The sequence below is a fragment of the Oerskovia enterophila genome, from assembly GCF_044748475.1.
Classification (GTDB): domain Bacteria; phylum Actinomycetota; class Actinomycetes; order Actinomycetales; family Cellulomonadaceae; genus Oerskovia; species Oerskovia enterophila.
In genome coordinates, this window is sequence record NZ_JBIVFZ010000004.1 from 559,639 (window position 1) to 578,485 (window position 18,847).

At 71.8% G+C, this 18,847-nt stretch carries 15 protein-coding genes; 9 read left to right on the forward strand and 6 right to left on the reverse strand.

Going from position 1 to position 18,847, the window contains the following annotated elements:
- The first annotated feature begins 5 nt into the window (after window positions 1-5).
- On the forward strand, window positions 6-1,595 hold the full coding sequence (locus tag ACIPWA_RS15360; RefSeq protein ID WP_200960564.1) for an asparaginase: 1,590 nt from the start codon (window positions 6-8) through the stop codon (window positions 1,593-1,595).
- 85 nt (window positions 1,596-1,680) lie between these two features.
- Here ACIPWA_RS15360 and ACIPWA_RS15365 read toward each other — a convergent pair whose 3' ends face one another.
- Complete coding sequence (locus ACIPWA_RS15365) at window positions 1,681-2,145, reverse strand: VanZ family protein (protein ID WP_400291406.1); 465 nt, start codon at window positions 2,143-2,145, stop codon at window positions 1,681-1,683.
- Between the two features lie 28 nt (window positions 2,146-2,173).
- On the opposite strand from ACIPWA_RS15365, the gene ACIPWA_RS15370 reads away from it, so the two are divergent.
- The 3 genes from ACIPWA_RS15370 to ACIPWA_RS15380 are packed head-to-tail and all read left to right on the forward strand — an operon-like array spanning window position 2,174 to window position 4,453.
- On the forward strand, window positions 2,174-2,620 hold the full coding sequence (locus tag ACIPWA_RS15370; RefSeq protein WP_235534478.1) for a YchJ family protein: 447 nt from the start codon (window positions 2,174-2,176) through the stop codon (window positions 2,618-2,620).
- A gap of 56 nt (window positions 2,621-2,676) precedes the next feature.
- Window positions 2,677-3,312, forward strand: a complete 636-nt coding sequence (locus ACIPWA_RS15375; RefSeq protein WP_056653123.1) for a hypothetical protein — start codon at window positions 2,677-2,679, stop codon at window positions 3,310-3,312.
- Between the two features lie 19 nt (window positions 3,313-3,331).
- Window positions 3,332-4,453 (forward strand): threonine aldolase family protein, encoded by a 1,122-nt coding sequence (locus ACIPWA_RS15380; RefSeq protein WP_400291408.1) that lies wholly within the window; start codon window positions 3,332-3,334, stop codon window positions 4,451-4,453.
- Window positions 4,454-4,507: 54 nt separating this feature from the next.
- On the opposite strand, the gene ACIPWA_RS15385 is transcribed toward ACIPWA_RS15380, so the two are convergent.
- From ACIPWA_RS15385 to ACIPWA_RS15400, 4 genes are all read right to left on the reverse strand, one after another.
- Entirely contained in the window at window positions 4,508-8,977 is a 4,470-nt protein-coding gene (locus tag ACIPWA_RS15385) for a DUF5979 domain-containing protein (RefSeq protein ID WP_400291410.1), read from the reverse strand.
- 275 nt (window positions 8,978-9,252) lie between these two features.
- Complete coding sequence (locus ACIPWA_RS15390) at window positions 9,253-9,534, reverse strand: hypothetical protein (protein ID WP_354510518.1); 282 nt, start codon at window positions 9,532-9,534, stop codon at window positions 9,253-9,255.
- Complete coding sequence (locus ACIPWA_RS15395) at window positions 9,531-10,781, reverse strand: inorganic phosphate transporter (protein ID WP_082618509.1); 1,251 nt, start codon at window positions 10,779-10,781, stop codon at window positions 9,531-9,533. The genes ACIPWA_RS15390 and ACIPWA_RS15395 overlap by 4 nt, the downstream gene beginning before the upstream one ends.
- Window positions 10,782-10,954: 173 nt before the next feature.
- Window positions 10,955-11,431, reverse strand: coding sequence for a VOC family protein (locus ACIPWA_RS15400; protein WP_354510522.1), 477 nt, complete (start codon window positions 11,429-11,431; stop codon window positions 10,955-10,957).
- A gap of 108 nt (window positions 11,432-11,539) precedes the next feature.
- Here ACIPWA_RS15400 and ACIPWA_RS15405 point away from each other — a divergent pair, with 108 nt between their 5' ends.
- Complete coding sequence (locus tag ACIPWA_RS15405; RefSeq protein ID WP_400291414.1) at window positions 11,540-12,529, forward strand: helix-turn-helix transcriptional regulator; 990 nt, start codon at window positions 11,540-11,542, stop codon at window positions 12,527-12,529.
- A gap of 4 nt (window positions 12,530-12,533) precedes the next feature.
- Here the strand turns inward: ACIPWA_RS15405 and ACIPWA_RS15410 are convergent, their stop codons facing one another.
- Window positions 12,534-13,328 (reverse strand): NUDIX hydrolase, encoded by a 795-nt coding sequence (locus ACIPWA_RS15410; RefSeq protein WP_400291416.1) that lies wholly within the window; start codon window positions 13,326-13,328, stop codon window positions 12,534-12,536.
- A 97-nt stretch (window positions 13,329-13,425) separates the two neighbouring features.
- Here ACIPWA_RS15410 and ACIPWA_RS15415 point away from each other — a divergent pair, with 97 nt between their 5' ends.
- From ACIPWA_RS15415 to ACIPWA_RS15430, 4 genes are all read left to right on the forward strand, one after another.
- Entirely contained in the window at window positions 13,426-14,478 is a 1,053-nt protein-coding gene (locus tag ACIPWA_RS15415) for an SPFH domain-containing protein (RefSeq protein ID WP_400291418.1), read from the forward strand.
- Window position 14,479: 1 nt separating this feature from the next.
- Window positions 14,480-15,511, forward strand: coding sequence for a diacylglycerol kinase catalytic domain-containing protein (locus ACIPWA_RS15420; protein WP_400291420.1), 1,032 nt, complete (start codon window positions 14,480-14,482; stop codon window positions 15,509-15,511).
- A gap of 48 nt (window positions 15,512-15,559) precedes the next feature.
- Window positions 15,560-16,312, forward strand: coding sequence for a DinB family protein (locus ACIPWA_RS15425; RefSeq protein WP_400291422.1), 753 nt, complete (start codon window positions 15,560-15,562; stop codon window positions 16,310-16,312).
- Between the two features lie 84 nt (window positions 16,313-16,396).
- A complete protein-coding gene (locus ACIPWA_RS15430; RefSeq protein WP_400291424.1) occupies window positions 16,397-18,718 on the forward strand; it encodes an arylsulfatase in 2,322 nt (773 codons plus the stop codon).
- The last annotated feature ends 129 nt before the right edge of the window (window positions 18,719-18,847 follow it).

Consider the following 18,847-nt stretch of genomic DNA (forward strand, 5'->3'; position numbering starts at 1 on the left):
CTCTCGTGAGATCCCTGACACTGACCCTGTCCGGCCGCGCCCTCGCGGCCGGCGTCGCACTCCTCCTCGCCCTGGTCTCGCTCGTCTCCGTCGTCGCCTACTCGATCGCCGAGTCCCGCACCACGGCCGCTGCGCAGGGGCAGCAGCCGATGGTCCTCGCCTCGGGCACGACCCCGCTGGGCATCACGTCCAGCAGCTATCAGGCCGTGACCGCGGCCGCCACGACGTCCAAGCCCAAGGTCGTGGTCGTCGCGACCGGCGGCACCATGGCCGGCAAGGCCAGCACGCGCGACGGCTTCACGAGCTACCGCGCAGGCACCTACCTCATGTCCGACATGCTCGACACGCTCCGCCCCGAGATCGACCAGATCGCCGACGTCACCGCGGTCCAGTTCGGCAACGCCGGATCGTCGGGCTACACCATGGAGCAGTTCCACGCCCTGACGCTCGAGGTCGAGAAGCAGCTCGAGACCGCGGACGCCGTGGTCGTCACGACCGGCACCGACACCCAGGAGGAGTTCGCCTACTGGCTCGACCTCACGGTCCAGTCCCGCAAGCCCGTCATCACCTCGGGCTCGATGCGTCCCTGGGGCGCGGGCGACACCCCGGCCGACAAGGCCGTCTTCGGGTCCGACGCACCGGCCAACCTCTACAACGCCGTGCGCCTCGCGGCGAGCCAGCAGACGTACTGCTTCGGGACCGTCCTCATGCTCAACGACGAGATCCAGGCGGCACGCGAGGTCACCAAGACCAACGCCTACCGCACCGACACGTTCCAGACGCGCGAGTACGGGGTCCTGGGCTGGATCGACGGCGCCAACATCACCCTGGGCCGGGCACCGGCCCGCGTCATGAGCTGCGACCAGGAGTCGTGGTTCACGCCGTTCGACGTCTCGAAGGTCGACCCCAAGACGCTGCCGCGCGTCGAGATCGTCATGTCCTACCAGCAGGCCGGGGGCGAGGCCGTCAAGGCGTTCGCGGACGCCGGGGTCAAGGGCATGGTCACCGCGGGCACGGGCGCCGGCGGCATCTCGGGCGCCATGAGCTCGGAGCGCAGCAAGGCCGTGGCCAAGGGGGTCTGGTTCGTCAGCACGACGCGGACCGGGTCCGGGTCGAGCTACGGGGGCAGCAACGGGGTGCTCGCGGGTGAGGACCTGACGGCGGTCAAGGCCCGCCTGCTCCTGGTCCTGTCGCGGGCCTTCACCGAGGACTTCAACCAGGCCAAGGACTGGTTCGCGACGTTCGGCACGCCGACCTTCGAGCAGTCGGGCGCCGCGTCGACCATCCCGGCCGGCCCGGGCGGCACCTCGGTCCTGCTCACGTCGACCGCGACGGCCGCGTGCAACGGGCGGACGGCGAGCATCCGGGTCGCGGTCACCAACACGGACAGCGTGCCGATCGACGTCCGGGTCACCTCGGCCGCGGGCGAGCACAAGTTCAGCAAGATCCCCGTGGGCAGCACGGTCGAGCACACCCTGACCCGGGGCGCGTCGCTCGACGCCGGGGAGGCCAAGCTCGTGGCCTACAAGAACGTGGACGGCGCGGGCGTGCAGAGCACCAGCACTGCAGCGCACGCGGCGGTCACCTGCCGGTAGCACCACCGGCCCGACGGCGGCGCTCACCCTCCGGGGTGGGCGCCGCTCTGGCGCGGGTCGCCCGCAGCGCCGCGGTGCAGGTCGCCTACGACGTCGAGGGGGCCGGCCGTGCGCGCCGCAGCGCGAGGAGCCCGGCCGCCGCAGCCGCCCCCAGCGCGGCCCCCGTCGTGTTGAGCACGACGTCCTGCACGGTCGAGTACCTGCCGGGGATGAGGAGCTGGGTCAGCTCGATCGCGAGCGACAGCGCGAAGCCCGCGAGCACCACGAGCCCGGCGCGCCGCCAGAGCCCACGCGCGGGATCGGACGCGAGGTCGCCCCGGGCGCCGGGCCCGGTCAGCAGGAGGAGCCCCAGGACGCCGAACGGCAGGAACATGACCACGTTCGACGCCGCCTCGAGGAACACGACGGTCATGGGCAGCCCCACCGCGCGGAACACGTCGACGACCGCGAGCGCCCAGCCCGGGGCTGCCGTGGACTCGGGCGACGGCCAGCACGTCACGACCAGGACGGCGGCGAGGTAGACCGCGAAGGTCCAGCGGAGGGTGCGCACGGCTCACACCCTACGGAAGGATGGGCGGGTGACCGCGACCTCGCCCCTGCCCGACGACGCCCGCTGCCCGTGCCTGTCCGGCGAGACGTACGGGGCGTGCTGCGGACGCTTCCACGCCGGCCTCGCCACGGGTCCGGGTGCGGCCGGTCCCGACGCCGTGACGGCTCCGACCGCCGAGGCCCTGATGCGTTCACGCTACGCGGCGTTCGCGGTCGGCGACGCGGACTACCTGCTCGCGACCTGGCACCCCTCGACGCGCCCCGCGGACCTGGACCTCGACGACGACGTGGCGTGGCGCCGTCTGGACGTCGTGGCGACGAGCGCGGGCGGCCCGCTCGACCGGACGGGCGTCGTCGAGTTCGTGGCCCACTTCCGCTCCGCGGAGACCCGCGAGCGCGGGTCGCTGCACGAGGTCAGCTCGTTCGTGCGCGAGGACGGGCGCTGGTACTACGTGGACGGGGAGCACAGGGGCTGAATGGTTCGACCCGGCGTGCGGTTCCGCCCCGCGAACGCTTCTGGTTGACTGCGGTCGTGAGCACCACGACCGTGCCGGACACGACGACGCCCTCTGCGCGGAGCTCCCGCTGGGCGTGGCGCGTCTGGCTGGGGACTCCCGCCGTGGTCGCGGTGATCGCCGCGGTGGGGATCTTCCTCCTCGCCCCGTATGTCGACTCGGGACGACTGCTGCTCGTCCGAGGCCACGAAGCGGCGACGGTGACCGCCTGGCTCTGGTTGGCGATCTGCGGATGCGCGGGCGTCGTCTGCATGGTGCTGGCTGTCCGGGTGTCGATGAACCACCCCTTCCGGATCGGCGTCCTGGCGTGGCTCGCCACGGGAGTCGTCCTGCTCGTCCTCCTGTGCGTGGTGTTCTACGCATGGCTGATGTCGGTCGGCTCCTCGATGAGCTCCTACGTCCCGCTGGACCAGTTGGCCCGGCCGCCCGGCGAGCAGCTCCTGGTCGAGGAGCGCCGTTCGCTCCACGGTCACATGACGTACGGGGTCTGGCGCGGCGGCCCGGACGTCTACTACCGAGCGGACGTCCCCGGACTCCTCGACGTGAGGACCCGTCACGAACGCCCCATGGCCGAGGGCGACTTCCGGGTCGAGACGACCGACGACGGGTCGGCTGTCCTCGTCCTGCTCGATCACCGGATCGCCCTGCCCTGACCGGGCTTACCCTGGCCGGGTGTCATCGACCCCGCGCTCGTTCGCGTCCGACAACTACGCCCCTGCCCACCCGGCGGTCCTCGCAGCCTTGACCGCGGCGAACGTGGGCCACGCCGGCTCGTACGGCACGGACCCGTGGACCGAGCGTCTCCAGGAGGCCGTCCGGCACCACTTCGGTGAGGCGGCCACGGCCTACCCGGTCTTCAACGGGACGGGCGCGAACGTCGTCGCGCTCACGTCGATGCTGCCGCGCTGGGGCGCGGTCGTGACGTCGGAGCACGCGCACGTCCACCAGGACGAGAACGGCGCCCCCGAGCGCGTCGGCGGGATCAAGCTCCTCACGGTCCCGGCCCCGGACGGGAAGCTGACGCCGGGCGCGATCGACCGGTTCGTGGGCGACCTGGGCGACCAGCACCGGGCGCAGCCGCTCGTCGTCTCGATCACGCAGGCCACAGAGCTGGGCACGGTCTACTCGCCCGACGAGATCCGCGCGATCAGCGACCACGCGCACGCCGCCGGGCTGCGCGTCCACCTCGACGGCGCGCGGCTCGCGAACGCGGCGGCCGCGCTCGGGGTGTCGTTGCGGGAGACCACGACCGACGTGGGCGTCGACGTCGTGTCCTTCGGCGGCACCAAGAACGGCCTGCTGTTCGGCGAGGCCGTCGTGGTCCTCGACCCCGACGCGGCTCAGGGCGTGGACTTCGTCCGCAAGATGACCATGCAGCTCGCGTCGAAGATGCGCTTCGTCTCGGCGCAGCTCACGGCGCTGCTCGAGGACGACCTGTGGCGCACCAGCGCGGCGCACGCCAACGCGATGGCCGCGCGCCTGCGTGCGGCGCTCTCGCCCGCGGCGACCACGGGAGAGGTGCCCGACGGCGGGACGCCCGGGGCGCCGTCGGGCCTCACGTTCTCCCAGCCCACCCAGGCGAACGCGGTGTTCGCGGTGCTCCCGCGCGCCGTGGCCGAGGCTCTGCGCGCGGACTTCGCGTTCTACGACTGGGCGGCCGCCTCCCCCGACCCCGTCACGGGCGACGAGCGCGTCGAGGTCCGCTGGATGTGCTCGTGGGACACGACCCCCGAGGACGTCGACGTGTTCGCGGCCGCAGTCCGCACAGCCCTGGGAACGCCCGAGCGGGCGTGACCCGGAGGTCACGCCCGCTCGGACGGTCGGTCAGGCGCGAGGCCCGTCAGGCGCTCAGGCCCGACGGCGGCGCGCACCCACCAGGAGCACGGCACCTCCCCCGAGGAGCAGCAGGGCCGCCGCGGCGATCCCCAGTGCCCCCGTACCGGTGACGGCCAGCCCGCTGCCCGCGGTGTTGGTGAGCGTCACCTCGACGACCTGTCCGGCACCGATCGTGATCGACGAGACCTTCTCACCGTCGACCGTGAAGGCCGGGGTCCCCCAGCTCACGCCGTCGATCTTCGGCAGGCTCGTCTCCTCGAGCTCGACGACCGTCCCGGCCGGGAGGTTCGCCGGACCATCGACGACCGTGCCGTCGGCGCGGACCGTCAGCGTGCCCTCCTGGTGCTCACCGTTCACGGTCCCGGAGAAGGTCACCGTGAACTCGGTGTCCGCGGGGACCTTGGCGGCGTTCGGGCCCTCGATCTTCTTGAGGATCGAGAAGCTGCCGACCTGGGCCGCCACGACGTCGGCCGTGTTGGTCACCGTGACCACCGCGGACGTGCCGTCCGCGACCGTGACCGAGGCCGGGCTGAAGGCCGGGGCGCCCCACACCACGCCCGAGAGCTCGGGCAGGTCGACCTCCCCGAACGTCACGACGGTGCCGACCGGCAGGTTCTGCGGGCCGTTCACGACCGTGCCGTCCGCGAGGACGGTCGAGGTGCCCGAGGTGGGCACGCCGTCCAGCTCGTAGGAGTAGGTGACCGTGAACTCGGTGCCCGCGGGCACGGCCCCCGAGGCCGCACCCTCGACGACCTTGCGCAGCGAGAAGCCGCCGGCGGGCTCGTCGGTCGCGGTGTTCGTCAGGGTCACCTCCGTGGTGACGTCGTCCTCGATCGTGACCGAGGCCGGACTGAACGCCGGGGCGCCCCACACCACGCCGTCGATCGACGGCAGGTCGATCTCCTCGAACGTCACGACGGTCCCGACCGGCAGGTTCTGCGGGCCGTTCACGACCGTGCCGTCCGCGAGGACGGTCAACGTGCTCGACGTCGGCACGCCACCCAGCTCGTAGGAGTACGACACCGTGAACTCGGTGCCGCCCGGCACCAGGCCGGAGGCTTCACCCGTGACGGCCTTCTGGAGCGAGAACCCACCGGCCGGGGCGTCGGTCGCGGTGTTGGTCAGCGTGACCGTCGGGTTGCTGCCGTCGCCGATCGCGAGCGTCTCGGGGCTGAACACCGGGGCGCCCCACACGACGCCGTCGATCGACGGCAGGTCGAGCTCGTCGAACGTGACGACCGTCCCGAAGGGCAGGTTCTGCGGGCCGTCCACGACCGTTCCGTCCGCGAGGACGGTCGACGTGCCCGACGTCGGCACCCCGTCCAGCTCGTAGGAGTACGTGACCGTGAACTCGGTGCCTTCGGGCACGAGGTCAGCGGCCTCGCCCGTGACGACCTTCTGGAGCGAGAAGCCACCCACGACCAGGTCGGCACGGTTCGTCAGCGTGACCTCGGGACTGGTGCCGTCCCCGATCGTGACGGACTCCGGGCTGAAGATCGCGGTCCCCCAGCTCACGCCAGGGATCTCCGGCAGCGCGACCTCCTCGAACGTCAGGACGGTGCCGGCCAGCAGGTTCTGCGGACCGTTCACGACCGTGCCGTCCGCGAGGATCGTCAGCCGGCTGCTCGTGGGGGTCCCGTCGATCTCGTAGGAGTACTCGACCGTGAACTCGGTGCCCGCCGGGACCAGACCGCTCGCCGCGCCCTCGACGACCTTCCGGAGCGAGAACCCGCCCACGGGGACGACGACCGCATCGGCCGTGTTGGTGACGGTCACCTGGGCATCGACGTCGTCCGCGATGGTCACGGTCGCCGGGCTGAACGCCGGAGCACCCCAGACCACACCGTCGATGGTCGGCAGGTCGATCTCACCGAACGTGACCTCGGTCCCCACCGGCAGGTTCTGCGGGCCGTTCACGACCGTGCCGTCCGCGAGGACGGTCGCCGTGCCCGAGGTGGGCACGCCGTCCAGCTGGTAGGAGTAGGTGACCGTGAACTCGGTACCTGCGGGGACCAGTCCCGACGCCGTACCGGTGACGGTCTTGCGCAGCGAGAAGCCACCCGCCGGGACGTCGGTCGCGGTGTTCGTCACCGTGACCTCGGCGTTGACGTCGTCGACGATCGTCACGGTCGCGGGGCTGAACGTCGGCGCACCCCACACCACGCCGTCGATGGCCGGGAGCGAGACCTCAGCGAACGTCACGACGGTCCCGACCGGCAGGTTCTGCGGGCCGTCGACGACCGTGCCGTCGGCGAGGACGCTCAGCGTGCCCGACGTCGGCACCCCGTCCAGCGCGTAGGAGTACGACACCGTGAACTCGGTGCCGCCCGGCACCAGGCCGGACGCCTCACCGGTCACGACCTTCTGTACCGAGAACCCACCCGCGGGCGCATCGGTCGCGGTGTTGGTCAGGACGATCGTGGGGTTCTCGTCCGCCGCGACGGTCAGGGTGTCCGGGCTGAACACCGGAGCGCCCCACACCACACCGTCGATGTCGGGAAGCGAGACCTCGTCGAACGAGACCACGGTCCCCGCGGGCAGGTTCTGCGGGCCGTTCACGACCGTACCGTCGGCCGTCACGACGAGCGTGCCCGTCACGGGGGCGCCCGCGAGCTCGTACGAGTACGCGACCGTGAACTCGGTGCCGCCCGGCACCAGGTCGGCGGCCTCACCCGTGACGGCCTTCTGGAGCGAGAAGCCACCCACGCGGACGACCACGGGGGCCGCGGTGTTGGTCACCGTGACCTGGGCGTCGACACCGTCGCTGATCGTGACGGACTCCGGGCTGAACGTCGGCGCACCCCACACCACGCCGGCCACGTCGGGCAGGTCGATCTCGGTGAAGGTCACGACCGTCCCGACGGGAAGGTTCTGCGGACCGTCGACGAACGTCCCGTCAGCGAGCACCGTCAGGGTGCCACGCTGGGTCTGGCCGTCGAGCTCGTAGGCGTAGGCGACCGTGAACTCGGTGCCCTCGGGCACCTGTCCGGCCGCGGAACCGAGCAGCTCCTTGGCGACGGAGAACCCGCCGGCCGGGGCGTCGACCAGGTTCGCGGTGTTCGTGAGGCGGACCGCGACGGTACCGCCCGCGCCCAGCGTGACCGGGCTGCTCGGCTCGAACGTGGGCGTTCCCCACTGGACACCGGGGACCGTGGGCAGTCGAGGCTCGGACAGCGTGACGACCGTGCCTTCGGGCAGGCCCTGCGGACCCGGGACCGCGGTGCCGTCCGCGAGGACGTCGAGGGTGCCCGTGATGGTCGTGCCGTCCAGGACGTAGGAGTAGTCGACCTCGAACGTGGTCCCGGCCGGCACGGCGTCCGCGCCGCTGCCGGTCACGCTCTTCGCGACGGAGAACGTCGCCCCGGAGGCGTCTCGGCACGCGAAGGGGCCGGGGCCGATCCACGGGTAGTTGTGCATCTCCAGGCCGCCCGGGACGTTCGACGCCCCGAACGTGAGGTCCCCGCCGACGAGGACGCGACCGTTGGTGCTCGTGGCGATCGTGGCATCCGCCCGGGGAGCAAGGATCGAACCCATGAACTGGTCACCCCGACCGATCGTCAGCGACGGGGTTTCGGCAAAGTTCCACAGGATCCGCGCGGACCAGAGCCCGAACTGCGGGTTGCGCGAGTCGGCCCAGTTGAGCGGGGTGTAGCCGTTCCCTGCCCAGGCGTTGGGAGCGATGTCGACGGGGTCCGTCCCGGTCACGTTGATGGCGATCGCCACGCCGTCGGGGATGCCGACGAAGCTGTAGTCCCTAGCGCCGTTGAGCTCGGCGGCGGAGAGCGTGAACACCTGTGGGTCGCTCGCCCCCGAGCCTGTGAACGTCAGCTGCTCACCCGACCGGGTGACTGACGTCCCGCCCCACGACGCGATCGTCGCCGAGGCGTCGTCGACGATCGAGCGGTAGTCGTTCCACGGCGACAGTGCTGTAGCTGCGCCCACCCCGGTGACGATCGGTGCAGCCGAGACGGTGCCCGTGGTGCTCAGTGTCCCGTCGGCAGTGAGAGTACCGCCGACCTCCACACCGCCCCCGTTGGGCTGAGTCGATCCAACAGTGAGGCCAGTGCCTGCCGCGATCGTCATGTCGCCGCCGACGTGGAGCATGGTCGAACCATCGGCCGGCGCGATCTGCGACCCGGCTCCCACCGCACCGATGCTGAAGTTGCCCGGCGCATCGAACGTGGCCCGACCATCGACGACGAGGACCCCTTCGGACTCCGCCGCCGTGTACTGCGCGGTGTAGTCGCCCCCCGTCCACACCGCGACGTTGTTGTCGGTGAAGACAGGGGTGCCGATGTGCACGGGCGGTTCCAGTCCCGGCGCCGGGCACATCGGTGACTGTGCCGCCGCGGCGGGTGCGGCCAGCGGCCCGGCCCCGAGGGCGACGGCTCCCGTCAGGGCGAGGAGCGCGGACGTCGCCGCGGCGACGGTTCGCTGGAACGGGGAGGCCGCTCGGCTGCGAACCCTGAAGGGGGTACTCATGACACTCTCCTGGTGTTTCGTGGACGGTCGTCCAACTTCCTACTCAGGAGACCTCGCAAACCCTCCGGCATGACGCGAGTTCGATGTGCCCTCTGTCACAGAACCGCGCATTATCCCGCCGTAGAGGGCGATATGACGGACATTGCAGGACGAACGTGGTATATCCCCGCCACATCGCGGCCCGCCTCCTCGGCACGGCCTGACCTCACGACGCAGGAGGCCGCCCCGTCATGACGACGGGACGGCCTCCTGCGCGTCAGGGAATGGTGGCGCTGCTAGTGCCCGCCGGAGGCCAGGAACCAGATGCCCACCGCGCACGCGGCCAGCACGGTCCCGAAGCACAGCACGGCTGCGGCGAGACGGACGCCCGTGGGGCGTGCCGTCGTCGGGCCGGCGGCGTCCGTGCCCGACGGCGCACCCTCCACCGCGAGCGCGGCGCCTCCCGCGGGGGCGAGCAGGCGGACGCCCAGCGCGAACAGAGCGGGCAACCCCGCACCGACGATCGCACCGGCGACGACGACCTGGAGCAGCGCGTCGAACTGGATGAACTCGCTCATGCGGGGACTCCCTCGCGACGGGTGGTGGTCGGGGCTGCGGCGACCGTGGCCTCTGCCTCGGCCGTCGCCTCGGCGGCGACGACGGTGAAGGTCTCGGCGGCGTCGACCACGGCGGCCGGCGTCTCGTCGCCGTCCCACTCGTCGTTGACGTTGTCCGCAGAGATCGGCTTGCGGCGCGAGGCGATCCAGATCGCGGCCGAGACGCCGATGAGGAGCGTGAAGACCGCGACGGTCCCGCCGACGCCGCCGATGACGTCCTGGAGCCAGAAGCAGAACGCTCCGACCAGGCCGGCGGCGGGGAGCGTCAGGCCCCAGGCGGCGAGCATCTTGCCCGCGACGCCCCAGCGGACCTTCGCGCCCGGCATGCCGACGCCGGACCCGAGGATCGAGCCCGTCGCGACGTGGGTCGTCGAGAGCGAGAAGCCGAAGTGGCTCGAGAGGAGGATGACCGCGGCCGAGGACGTCTCGGCGGCCATGCCCTGGCGCGAGTCGATCTCGACGAGGCCCTTGCCGAGCGTGCGGATGACGCGCCAGCCGCCCAGGTAGGTACCCAGGGCCATGAAGGTCGCGCAGGCGAGGACCACCCAGAACGGGACGCCCGAGTCGGCCGGGACCGCGCCGCCCGCGATGAGCGCGAGCAGGATGATGCCCATCGACTTCTGTGCGTCGTTGGTGCCGTGCGCGAGCGAGACCAGCGATGCGGACCCGATCTGGCCCCAGCGGAAGCCGCGGCTCGTCGTGTCCTGCGGCAGGTCCTTGGTGATGCGCGCGACCAGGAAGGTGCCGAGCGCGGCCACCCCGATCGCGATCACGGGCGCGAGCAGCGCCGGGATCATCACCTTGGACAGGACGCCGGTCCACAGGACCCCGCTCGTCCCGACCGCAGCCAGGACCGAGCCCACGACGCCGCCGATGAGGGCGTGCGAGGAGCTCGACGGGATACCCAGCAACCAGGTCAGCAGGTTCCAGGTGATACCACCCACCAGACCGGCGAGCACCACCTCGAGGGTGATGATGTTCGCGTCCACGATCCCCTTGGCGATGGTCGCCGCCACGGCCAGGGACAGGAACGCCCCGACGAGGTTGAGGACTGCAGACAGCGCGACGGCGGTCTTGGGCTTGAGGGCACGTGTAGCGATGGACGTGGCCATCGCGTTGCCGGTGTCGTGGAAGCCGTTCGTGAAGTCGAAGGCCAGGGCCGTCACTACCACGAGCGCGAGCAGGATCGTCTCGGTCACGTACTCCATGGTGAATGGTGCTCGACGGGGGAATGAACCAAGTCGGCGAGTCTTCGACGACTGTTCACCTGGTGTTCATCTGGCGTTCGAAGGCCCTTCGAAAAGGGTCTGTGGGGGCTGCGTGGAGCGGGCCGGATGGGCGGTTCCGGCTCGCCATCCGGACACTGCACAGCCGATCCTCCTCACCCCTCGCGCCCCTCCAGGACCGCGAGGTAGTGCGGGTTCTCCATGACGCCGAGCACGTTGCCGAACGGGTCCACGACGGCCGCGGTCACGAACCCGCCGTCGCCCTGCGGGGTCACGGGCTGGTACTCGGTCCCGCCCAGCGCGAGCAGTCGCTCGTAGGTCGCCGCGACGTCGTCGACGTGCCAGTAGACGACCGCCCCGCCGGGCTGCGTCGCGGCGCCCGCGGGCGCGTACGAACGGTCGATGATGCCGAGCTCGTGCTGGTAGTCGCCCACCCGGAACTCGACGTACGCGGCCGGGGCCGGCGCGGGCGGCATGACGTAGTACGGGCCGACGCCGAACACCTCGGTGTACCAGGCGACCGCGGCCGGGACGTCGTCGGACCAGAAGCTCACGGTCGTCAGGCCGCGCGGGGTCGTGGCAGCGGTGCGTGCGGTGGTCGCGCTCGGGGTCGTGCGGGTCGTGTCGCTCATCGTCGGGCTCCTCGTCTGGTGCGGTCCAGCAACGGTTCGTGCTGATGCCTCCCACGCTAGAGACCCTTGTGGAACGTGCGGTTCCTCAATCGCTGCGAGACTCGAGGAATGCTGGATACCTCGGTGCGGCTCCTGCGGCTGCTGTCGCTGCTCCAGGTGCGGCGAGAGTGGTCGGGTGCGGACCTCGCGGCGCGCCTCGACGTCACGACGCGCACGGTGCGCAACGACGTCGAACGCCTGCGCCTGCTGGGCTACGAGGTGCGATCCCGCACCGGGACCGCGGGCGGCTACCGCCTCGCGGCGGGCTCCGAGCTTCCGCCGCTCCTGCTCGACGACGACGAGGCCGTCGCGGTCGCCGTGGGCCTCCAGGCCGCGGCCGCCGGTTCGGTCACGGGCATCGAGGAGACGTCGGTGCGGGCGCTGGCCAAGCTCGAGCGGTCGCTCCCGTCGCGGTTGCGCCACCGCGTCGACGCGCTGCGCCGCGCGACCGTGTCGGCAGCGGCGGGCGGCCCGACGGTCGACGCCGAGGTCCTCACCGCGGTCTCGACCGCGATCAGCCGCAGCGAGCGCGTGCGCTTCGACTACGTCGGGCGCGACGGCCTGGCGACCCTGCGCGACGTCGAGCCGCACCGCCTCGTCTACACGGGCCGCCGCTGGTACCTGCTCGCGTGGGACACCGCGCGCGAGGACTGGCGGACGTTCCGCGCCGACCGCATGAGCCCGCGGACCCCGGGCGGTCCGCGGTTCACGCCGCGCGAGCCGCCCGAGCCCGACGTGGCCCAGCACGTCGTGCGGGGCGTCGGGTCGACCGCCTGGCGTCATCGGCCGCGCATCCGCTTCCTCGCGCCCGCCACGGAGATCGCCGCGCGCGTCACCGCGACCGCAGGCATCCTCACGGGGTCCGACGACGGCACGTGCGTCCTGGAGACCGGCTCGGACTCGCTGATCGACGTCGCGGGCTTCCTCGCGACGATCGACACCCCGTTCGAGGTGCTCGACCCGCCCGAGCTGCGCGACCTGCTGCGCCGCCTCGCCGACCTCTACTCCGCGGGGTCGCGGGAGCCGGCGGAGGGCCCCGGGGAGGCGGGCGCGCGGTAGCCGGTCACCCGGCGGGCCGCATGAGGGGCGGGTTGAGCACGGCGGGCACCGACGCAGGGACCTCGTCCTTCCCGACGACGTCACGCGCCCCGGCGGCCCGCTCCGCCTCGGGCGCGAGCCGGTAGAGCGCGGCGGGCCGGCCCGTCCCGCCCGAGGTCGACTCCCCCGTCTCGACGAGGAACCCCGGGGTCCCGACGGCCTTGCGATGGAAGTTGCGGGGGTCGAGGCGCGTGCCCCACACGGCCTCGTAGACCGCACGGAGCTGGGCGATCGTGAACTCGGGGCCGCAGAAGGCCGTCGCGAGCGTCGAGTACTCGAGCTTGGCGCGGGCGCGCTCGACACCGTCGCGCAGGATCCGGTGGTGGTCGAACGCGAGGCCGGCGCCGTCCGCGAGCGCCTCGTCCACGGGGTACCAGCCGACCTGCGCGGCGTCGCTGCCCGCGGCCGGCAGGCCGTAGGTGGGCGCGAGCAGCAGGTGCGCGACCGAGAGCACAGGGCCGCGGGGGTCCCGGTCGAGCGGACCGTAGGTGCGCAGCTGCTCGAGGTGCCCGGGGACCGCGACGCCCGTCTCCTCGGCGAGCTCGCGGGCTGCGGCCTGCGGCAGCGTCTCGGCGGGCAGGACGAACCCGCCGGGCAGGGCGAGCCGGTCGCGGAACGGGTCGAGCAGCCGGGTCACGAGGAGCACCTGGAGCGTCGCGTCCCGGACCGTGAGCGCGACGACGTCGACCGTGACGGGGATCCGGGCGGCGGAGGGCGGCGCGGCTGCCGCGGGTGACGCGGGCGTCTCGCGAGGGCTCATGCTCCCCACCTTACCCGCTTATCGTCAGGTTGACGCTAAAGACGGTCGAGGCTTATCGTCAATGTGACATAAACAACGACGACGGACGGAGCCTCCCATGGCCACCATCAAGCGCTACCCCTGGCTGCGCCACTTCCTCGGCAGCCCCACGGGCGCCGTGATCCACCTCAAGGCGGGGCGGGTCGCGCACCGCGGGATCGGCCAGGCGTTCTGGTTCCGGCCAGGCACGTCGGTGCTCAGCGAGGTGCCGGTCGACGACCAGGAGCTGCCTGTCCTCTTCCACGCCACGACGCGCGACCACCAGGACGTCACGGTCCAGGTCAACGTGACCTACCGCTTCGCCGACCCGGCGGTCGTCTCGCAGCGCCTCGACTTCGGGATCGACCCCGACTCGGGCGCCGCCACGACGACGGGCCGCGACCAGGTCGCGACGATCATCGGCCAGCTCGCGCAGAGCCACGCGATCGACCACCTCGCAGCCGTGCCGCTCACGACCGCGCTCGAGCAGGGCGTGAGCCAGGTCCGGGCCCAGCTCGTCGAGGCGCTGGGGACGGACGCCCGGCTCGCGTCGACCGGCATCGAGGTCCTGGGGGTCCACGTGCTCGCAGTCCGTCCCGACGGCGACGTCGAGCGCGCCCTGCAGACCCCGCTGCGCGAGCACGTCCAGGCCGAGGCCGACCGGTCGACGTACGAGCGGCGGGCGCTCGCGGTCGAGCGCGAGCGCACCATCTCGGAGAACGAGCTCGCGAGCCGGATCGAGCTCGCGACGCGGCGCGAGCAGCTCGTCGCGCAGGAGGGGGCCAACGCGCGGCGCGAGGCCGAGGAGGCGGCGGCGGCCGCCCTCGTCGAGGCCCGGGCCGCGGCCGAGCGGCGCGACCTGACCTCGCTCGCGCAGGCCGAGGAGATCCGCCGGATCGGCGAGGCGAACAACGCGAAGTTCCGGACCGTCATGGACGTCTACGAGGGAATGGACCAGTCGACCATCCTGGCCGTGGCGATGCGCGACCTCGCCGGGGCCCTGCCCAAGATCGGCAGCCTGACCATCACGCCCGACCTCCTCAGCGGGGCGCTCGCCGCGCTCACGGGAGCGGGTTCGGCCGCCGGCGCGGGCGCGGGGGCCCCCGTGGCCCCTGCCCCCCGGGGAGCCTGACGTGCCCCTCCAGCGGCGGGCCGTCGTCGTGCACCGACGGACCGAGCTCGACGAGCTGCTCGACCGGCACGCGACCCGCGGGCAGGCCGAGTTCTTCCTCCGCTCGCGCGGCCGCACCCTTGCCGCGGTCCAGGAGCGGCACGACACCGTGACCGCGGCGCGAACCCGGGTCGCCGCCGCGATCCCCGAGGAGTGGCGTCGTGCCGACGTCGAGCGGGCCGACCTCGGCCGGTTCCTCATGGCCCCCGAGGACGTCGTGGTCGTGGTCGGGCAGGACGGCCTGGTCGCGAACGTCGCCAAGTACCTCACGGACCAGCCCGTGCTGGGGGTCGACCCCGAGCCGGGGACCAACGCGGGCGCGCTCGTCCGGCTCGACGTCCCGACGGCCGTCGGGCTCCTGCAGCGCGCGGGCCGCGCGACGCGAGCAGCGACGGCGGCTCACGAGGCGGGCGGGCGCGGGACGGGCGGGCACGCGCCCAGCGGGCCCGACGACGGCGCCACGAGCCACGTGCTCGGGCTGCGGACCGAGGACCTCACCACGGTCCGGGCGTCGCTCGATGACGGTCAGGTCCTCACCGCGCTCAACGAGGTCTTCGTCGGTCACCCGTCGCACCAGTCGGCGCGCTACCGGATCGCGGCGGACGGTCCGGGCGACGCGTCCGGCGGTCGAGGCGTGGCCCGCGGATCCGTCAGGAACGAGCGCCAGTCCTCGTCAGGGGTCATCGTCGCGACGGGGGCCGGGGCCACGGGGTGGTGCGCATCGATCGCTCGCGAGCGCGGCGGACGCCGGCTCCCCGGCCCCACCGACCCGGCACTCGCATGGTTCGTGCGCGAGGCGTGGCCGTCACCCGCGACGGGAGCGGACCTGACCGAGGGGCTCCTCGACGCGGGCGGCGAGCTCCGGCTCACGGTCGAGTCGGACCAGCTCGTGGTGTTCGGCGACGGCGTCGAGTCGGACCGGCTCGTCGCGTCGTGGGGCCAGGAGGTCACGGTGCGGGTCGGGGAGAACCGGTTGCGGCTGGTCGTGGGGTGACCTGATCGTCGCCGGGCAGGACCGCCCGAGGTCGGTCATGGTGGAGGAATGACGACCTATTCCGGGACGAAGGAGTTCGAGGGCGCGACCTTCGTCAGGGCCAGCTTCAAGGGCGCCACCCTGCGGTTCTCCGACGTCAGCGGCGTGAGGATGCGCGGCGTCGACCTGGACGGGCTCGACGTCGACAGCCATGACCTGTTCTTCGGCAGCCTGATCGTCAACGGGGTCGACGTGGTGCCGTACGTGGACGCCGAGCTCAACCGGCAGTTCCCGGGCCGCGAGCTGCAGAAGTCGCAGACGGTCGAGGGGCTGCGCGAGGGGTGGGTCGCCGTGCAGTCCGCGTGGCAGGAGACGGTGGAAGGCACACCCCCGGACCTGGTGGACGCCCACGTGGAGGACGAGTGGTCGCTGGCCCAGACTCTGCGCCACCTCGTCCTGGCGACGGACGCCTGGCTCCGCGGTGGGATCCTGCGGATCGAGCAACCGTTCCACGAGATCGGGCAGATCTTCACCGGCGCCGGCGAGATGGGCTTCGACATGTCGATCTTCCGCACGGACACACCGACGTACGAGGAGATCCTCGCGGTGCGGGCCGAGCGGCAGGGGCAGGTCACGGCGTTCCTGGCCTCGGCCACCCCGGAGCTGCTCGCGGAGGAACGCGACGACCCGTGGGGCGGCGGTGACTGGCACCCCAGCGTCGGGGACTGCGTGCGCGTGATCCTGGAGGAGGAGTGGGCGCACCTGCGCTACGCCCGGCGGGATCTCGCTCTGCTCCGGGAGGCCCCGCTCGCGTCGCCGTGAGGCCCGGGGCTCGTGCCGAGGCGTCCGTCCGTTCCCACCCCGTTCGAGTCGAAGGCTGCTTCGAGTTGGGTTTGAATGAGCGGCATGGGTGACCGTGGAAGCTGGCCTGACAGGACGCGTCTGCCGATCGAGCCCTTCCAGGAGGTGGGGCACGTCGACCGGACCGTGGGAGGGTCCGACCCGGTCGAGTGGCCGGAGGAGGTCTCAGCGCCCTCGGGCGCCCCGAACGTGCTCGTGGTCATGACGGACGACGTCGGTTTCGGCGCGAGCGAGGTCTTCGGAGGTCCGATCCCGACGCCGACGTACACGCGGCTGGCCGAGCAGGGGCTGCGCTACAACCGGTTCCACACCACGGCGCTGTGCTCACCCTCGCGGGCGGCCCTGATCACGGGTCGCAACCACCACGTCGCCTCGACAGGCATCATCATGGAGTTCTCGACGCCGTTCCCCGGGTACCACTCCATCGTGTCCCGCAGCGTGGGCACGATCGGGGAGATCCTGACGCAGAACGGCTACGGGACGGCCTGGTTCGGCAAGAACCACAACGTCCCGGACTGGCTGACGACCCCGGCGGGACCGTTCACCCTGTGGCCGACGGGGCTCGGCTTCGAGTACTTCTACGGGTTCCTGGGTGCCGACGCGCACCAGTTCCGGCCTGCCGTGTTCGAGGGGACCAAGCCGGTCGACCCGTACCTGGGTCGCGAGGACGACTACCACCTGGACGCCGACCTCGCTGATCACGCCGTGACCTGGATCCGTACCCAGAAGGCCGTCGACCCCGAGAAGCCGTTCTTCGCCTACTACACGCCTGGTACCGCGCACGCCCCGCACCACGCGCCCCAGGAGTGGATCGACAGGTTCCGCGGACAGTTCGATCACGGGTGGGACGAGCAGCGTGTCCGCACGTTCGAGCAGCAGAAGAGATTGGGCGTGATCCCGGCGGACGCGGTGCTGAACCCGACGCCCGAGCACTACCGCCGGTGGGACGACCTCTCGGACGACATGAAGCGTGTGTGCGCGCGGCAGATGGAGTGCTACGCCGCGGCCCTGGCGCACTGCGACCACCAGATCGGGCGCGTTGTCGACGCGATCGACGAGCTGGGCGAGCTGGACAACACCCTGATCATCTATATCCAGGGCGACAACGGGTCGAGCGCGGAGGACCCGACGGGCCACGGGCTCACGAGCGAGATCGGCGTCCTGGCGAACGGGCTGGTCGACGACGAGGCGTTCATGGTCGACAACATCGACGAGTTCGGGGGGCGGTGGTTCCAGAACCTGTTCTCGCACGGCTGGGCGCATGCGATGAACTCGCCGTACCAGTGGGACAAGAAGATCGCCTCCCACCTGGGTGGCTCACGCACCTCCATGGTCGTGTCGTGGCCCGCGCGCATCGGCGACGAGGGTGGGCTGCGGAGCCAGTTCACCCACATCACCGACATCGTCCCGACGATCCTGGAGGCCGCTGGCATCCCGATGCCAGCGGTGATCAACGGCTTCGAGCAGGTCCCGCTGAACGGCACGAGCCTCGTGCCCGCGTTCGACGACGAGGGGGCGCCCGAGACGCACACGACCCAGTACTTCGAGGTGATCGCGAACCAGGGGGTCTACCACGAGGGGTGGATGGCGAACACCGCCCCGAAGCGCCTGCCCTGGGTGGGGATGGGCGAGTCGACGGCCGATCCGTTCGACGAGTACGAGTGGGAGCTGTACAACCTCGACGAGGACTTCACGCAGTCCAGGAACCTGGCTCACGACCACCCGGACAAGCTCGACGAGCTGCGCCAGGTCTTCCTCGACGAGGCGCGCAAGAACCAGGTGCTGCCGCTCGACGACCGGTACATCGAAAGGCTCCGCCCGGAGAACCGCCCCCGGCACGGCGCCGGACGCACCTTCTACACGTACTACCCCGGTACGAGCAGGATCACCGAGGGCCTCGCACCGAACATGAAGAACACCTCGTACCGCATCACCGCCAGGATCTCCGTTCCAGACGGTGGGGCCGAGGGCATGCTGATGACCCAGGGCGGCTGGTTCGGCGGCAACGCGCTCTACCTCCTCGACGGCCGCCCCACCTTCTCCTACGCGCGGTCGCACTATCCGGAGCACAAGTACACGGTCTCGGGTGCGGACGCCCTCGTCCCCGGCGACCACGAGGTGGTCCTCGACTTCGGCTACGACGGCGGGGATCCCGGCAGCGGCGGCATGGCCGTCCTGACGGTCGACGGCACCGAGGTCGCCCGTGGACGCGTCGACCAGACGATCCCGGTCCGCATCTCCGCCGACGAGACGCTCGACATCGGCGAGGACTCCGGTACCCCGGTCGTGCGCGACTACGACGTCCCGTTCCGCTTCACCGGGGAACTGCACAAGGTCACCGTCGACACGGCACCCGCAGCGTCCTGACTCCCTCTTCTCGGAAAGGACCTCACCTACGGTGACGACGGCTCCTTGACACTCACCGTCGGCGGCGAACGACCGACGGCCGCCGCCCTTCTCACCAGCTGGCTCCCGGCGCCCGACGATCCGTGTCCC

Excerpts from the sequence above, each read along its gene's own strand:
- ACIPWA_RS15385 (WP_400291410.1), bottom strand. The coding sequence starts at position 8,977 with ATGAGTACCCCCTTCAGGGTTCGCAGCCGAGCGGCCTCCCCGTTCCAG.
- ACIPWA_RS15390 (WP_354510518.1), bottom strand. The coding sequence starts at position 9,534 with ATGAGCGAGTTCATCCAGTTCGACGCGCTGCTCCAGGTCGTCGTCGCC.
- ACIPWA_RS15395 (WP_082618509.1), bottom strand. The coding sequence starts at position 10,781 with ATGGAGTACGTGACCGAGACGATCCTGCTCGCGCTCGTGGTAGTGACG.
- ACIPWA_RS15400 (WP_354510522.1), bottom strand. The coding sequence starts at position 11,431 with ATGAGCGACACGACCCGCACGACCCCGAGCGCGACCACCGCACGCACC.
- ACIPWA_RS15405 (WP_400291414.1), top strand. The coding sequence starts at position 11,540 with ATGCTGGATACCTCGGTGCGGCTCCTGCGGCTGCTGTCGCTGCTCCAG.
- ACIPWA_RS15410 (WP_400291416.1), bottom strand. The coding sequence starts at position 13,328 with ATGAGCCCTCGCGAGACGCCCGCGTCACCCGCGGCAGCCGCGCCGCCC.
- ACIPWA_RS15415 (WP_400291418.1), top strand. The coding sequence starts at position 13,426 with ATGGCCACCATCAAGCGCTACCCCTGGCTGCGCCACTTCCTCGGCAGC.
- ACIPWA_RS15425 (WP_400291422.1), top strand. The coding sequence starts at position 15,560 with ATGACGACCTATTCCGGGACGAAGGAGTTCGAGGGCGCGACCTTCGTC.
- ACIPWA_RS15430 (WP_400291424.1), top strand. The coding sequence starts at position 16,397 with ATGGGTGACCGTGGAAGCTGGCCTGACAGGACGCGTCTGCCGATCGAG.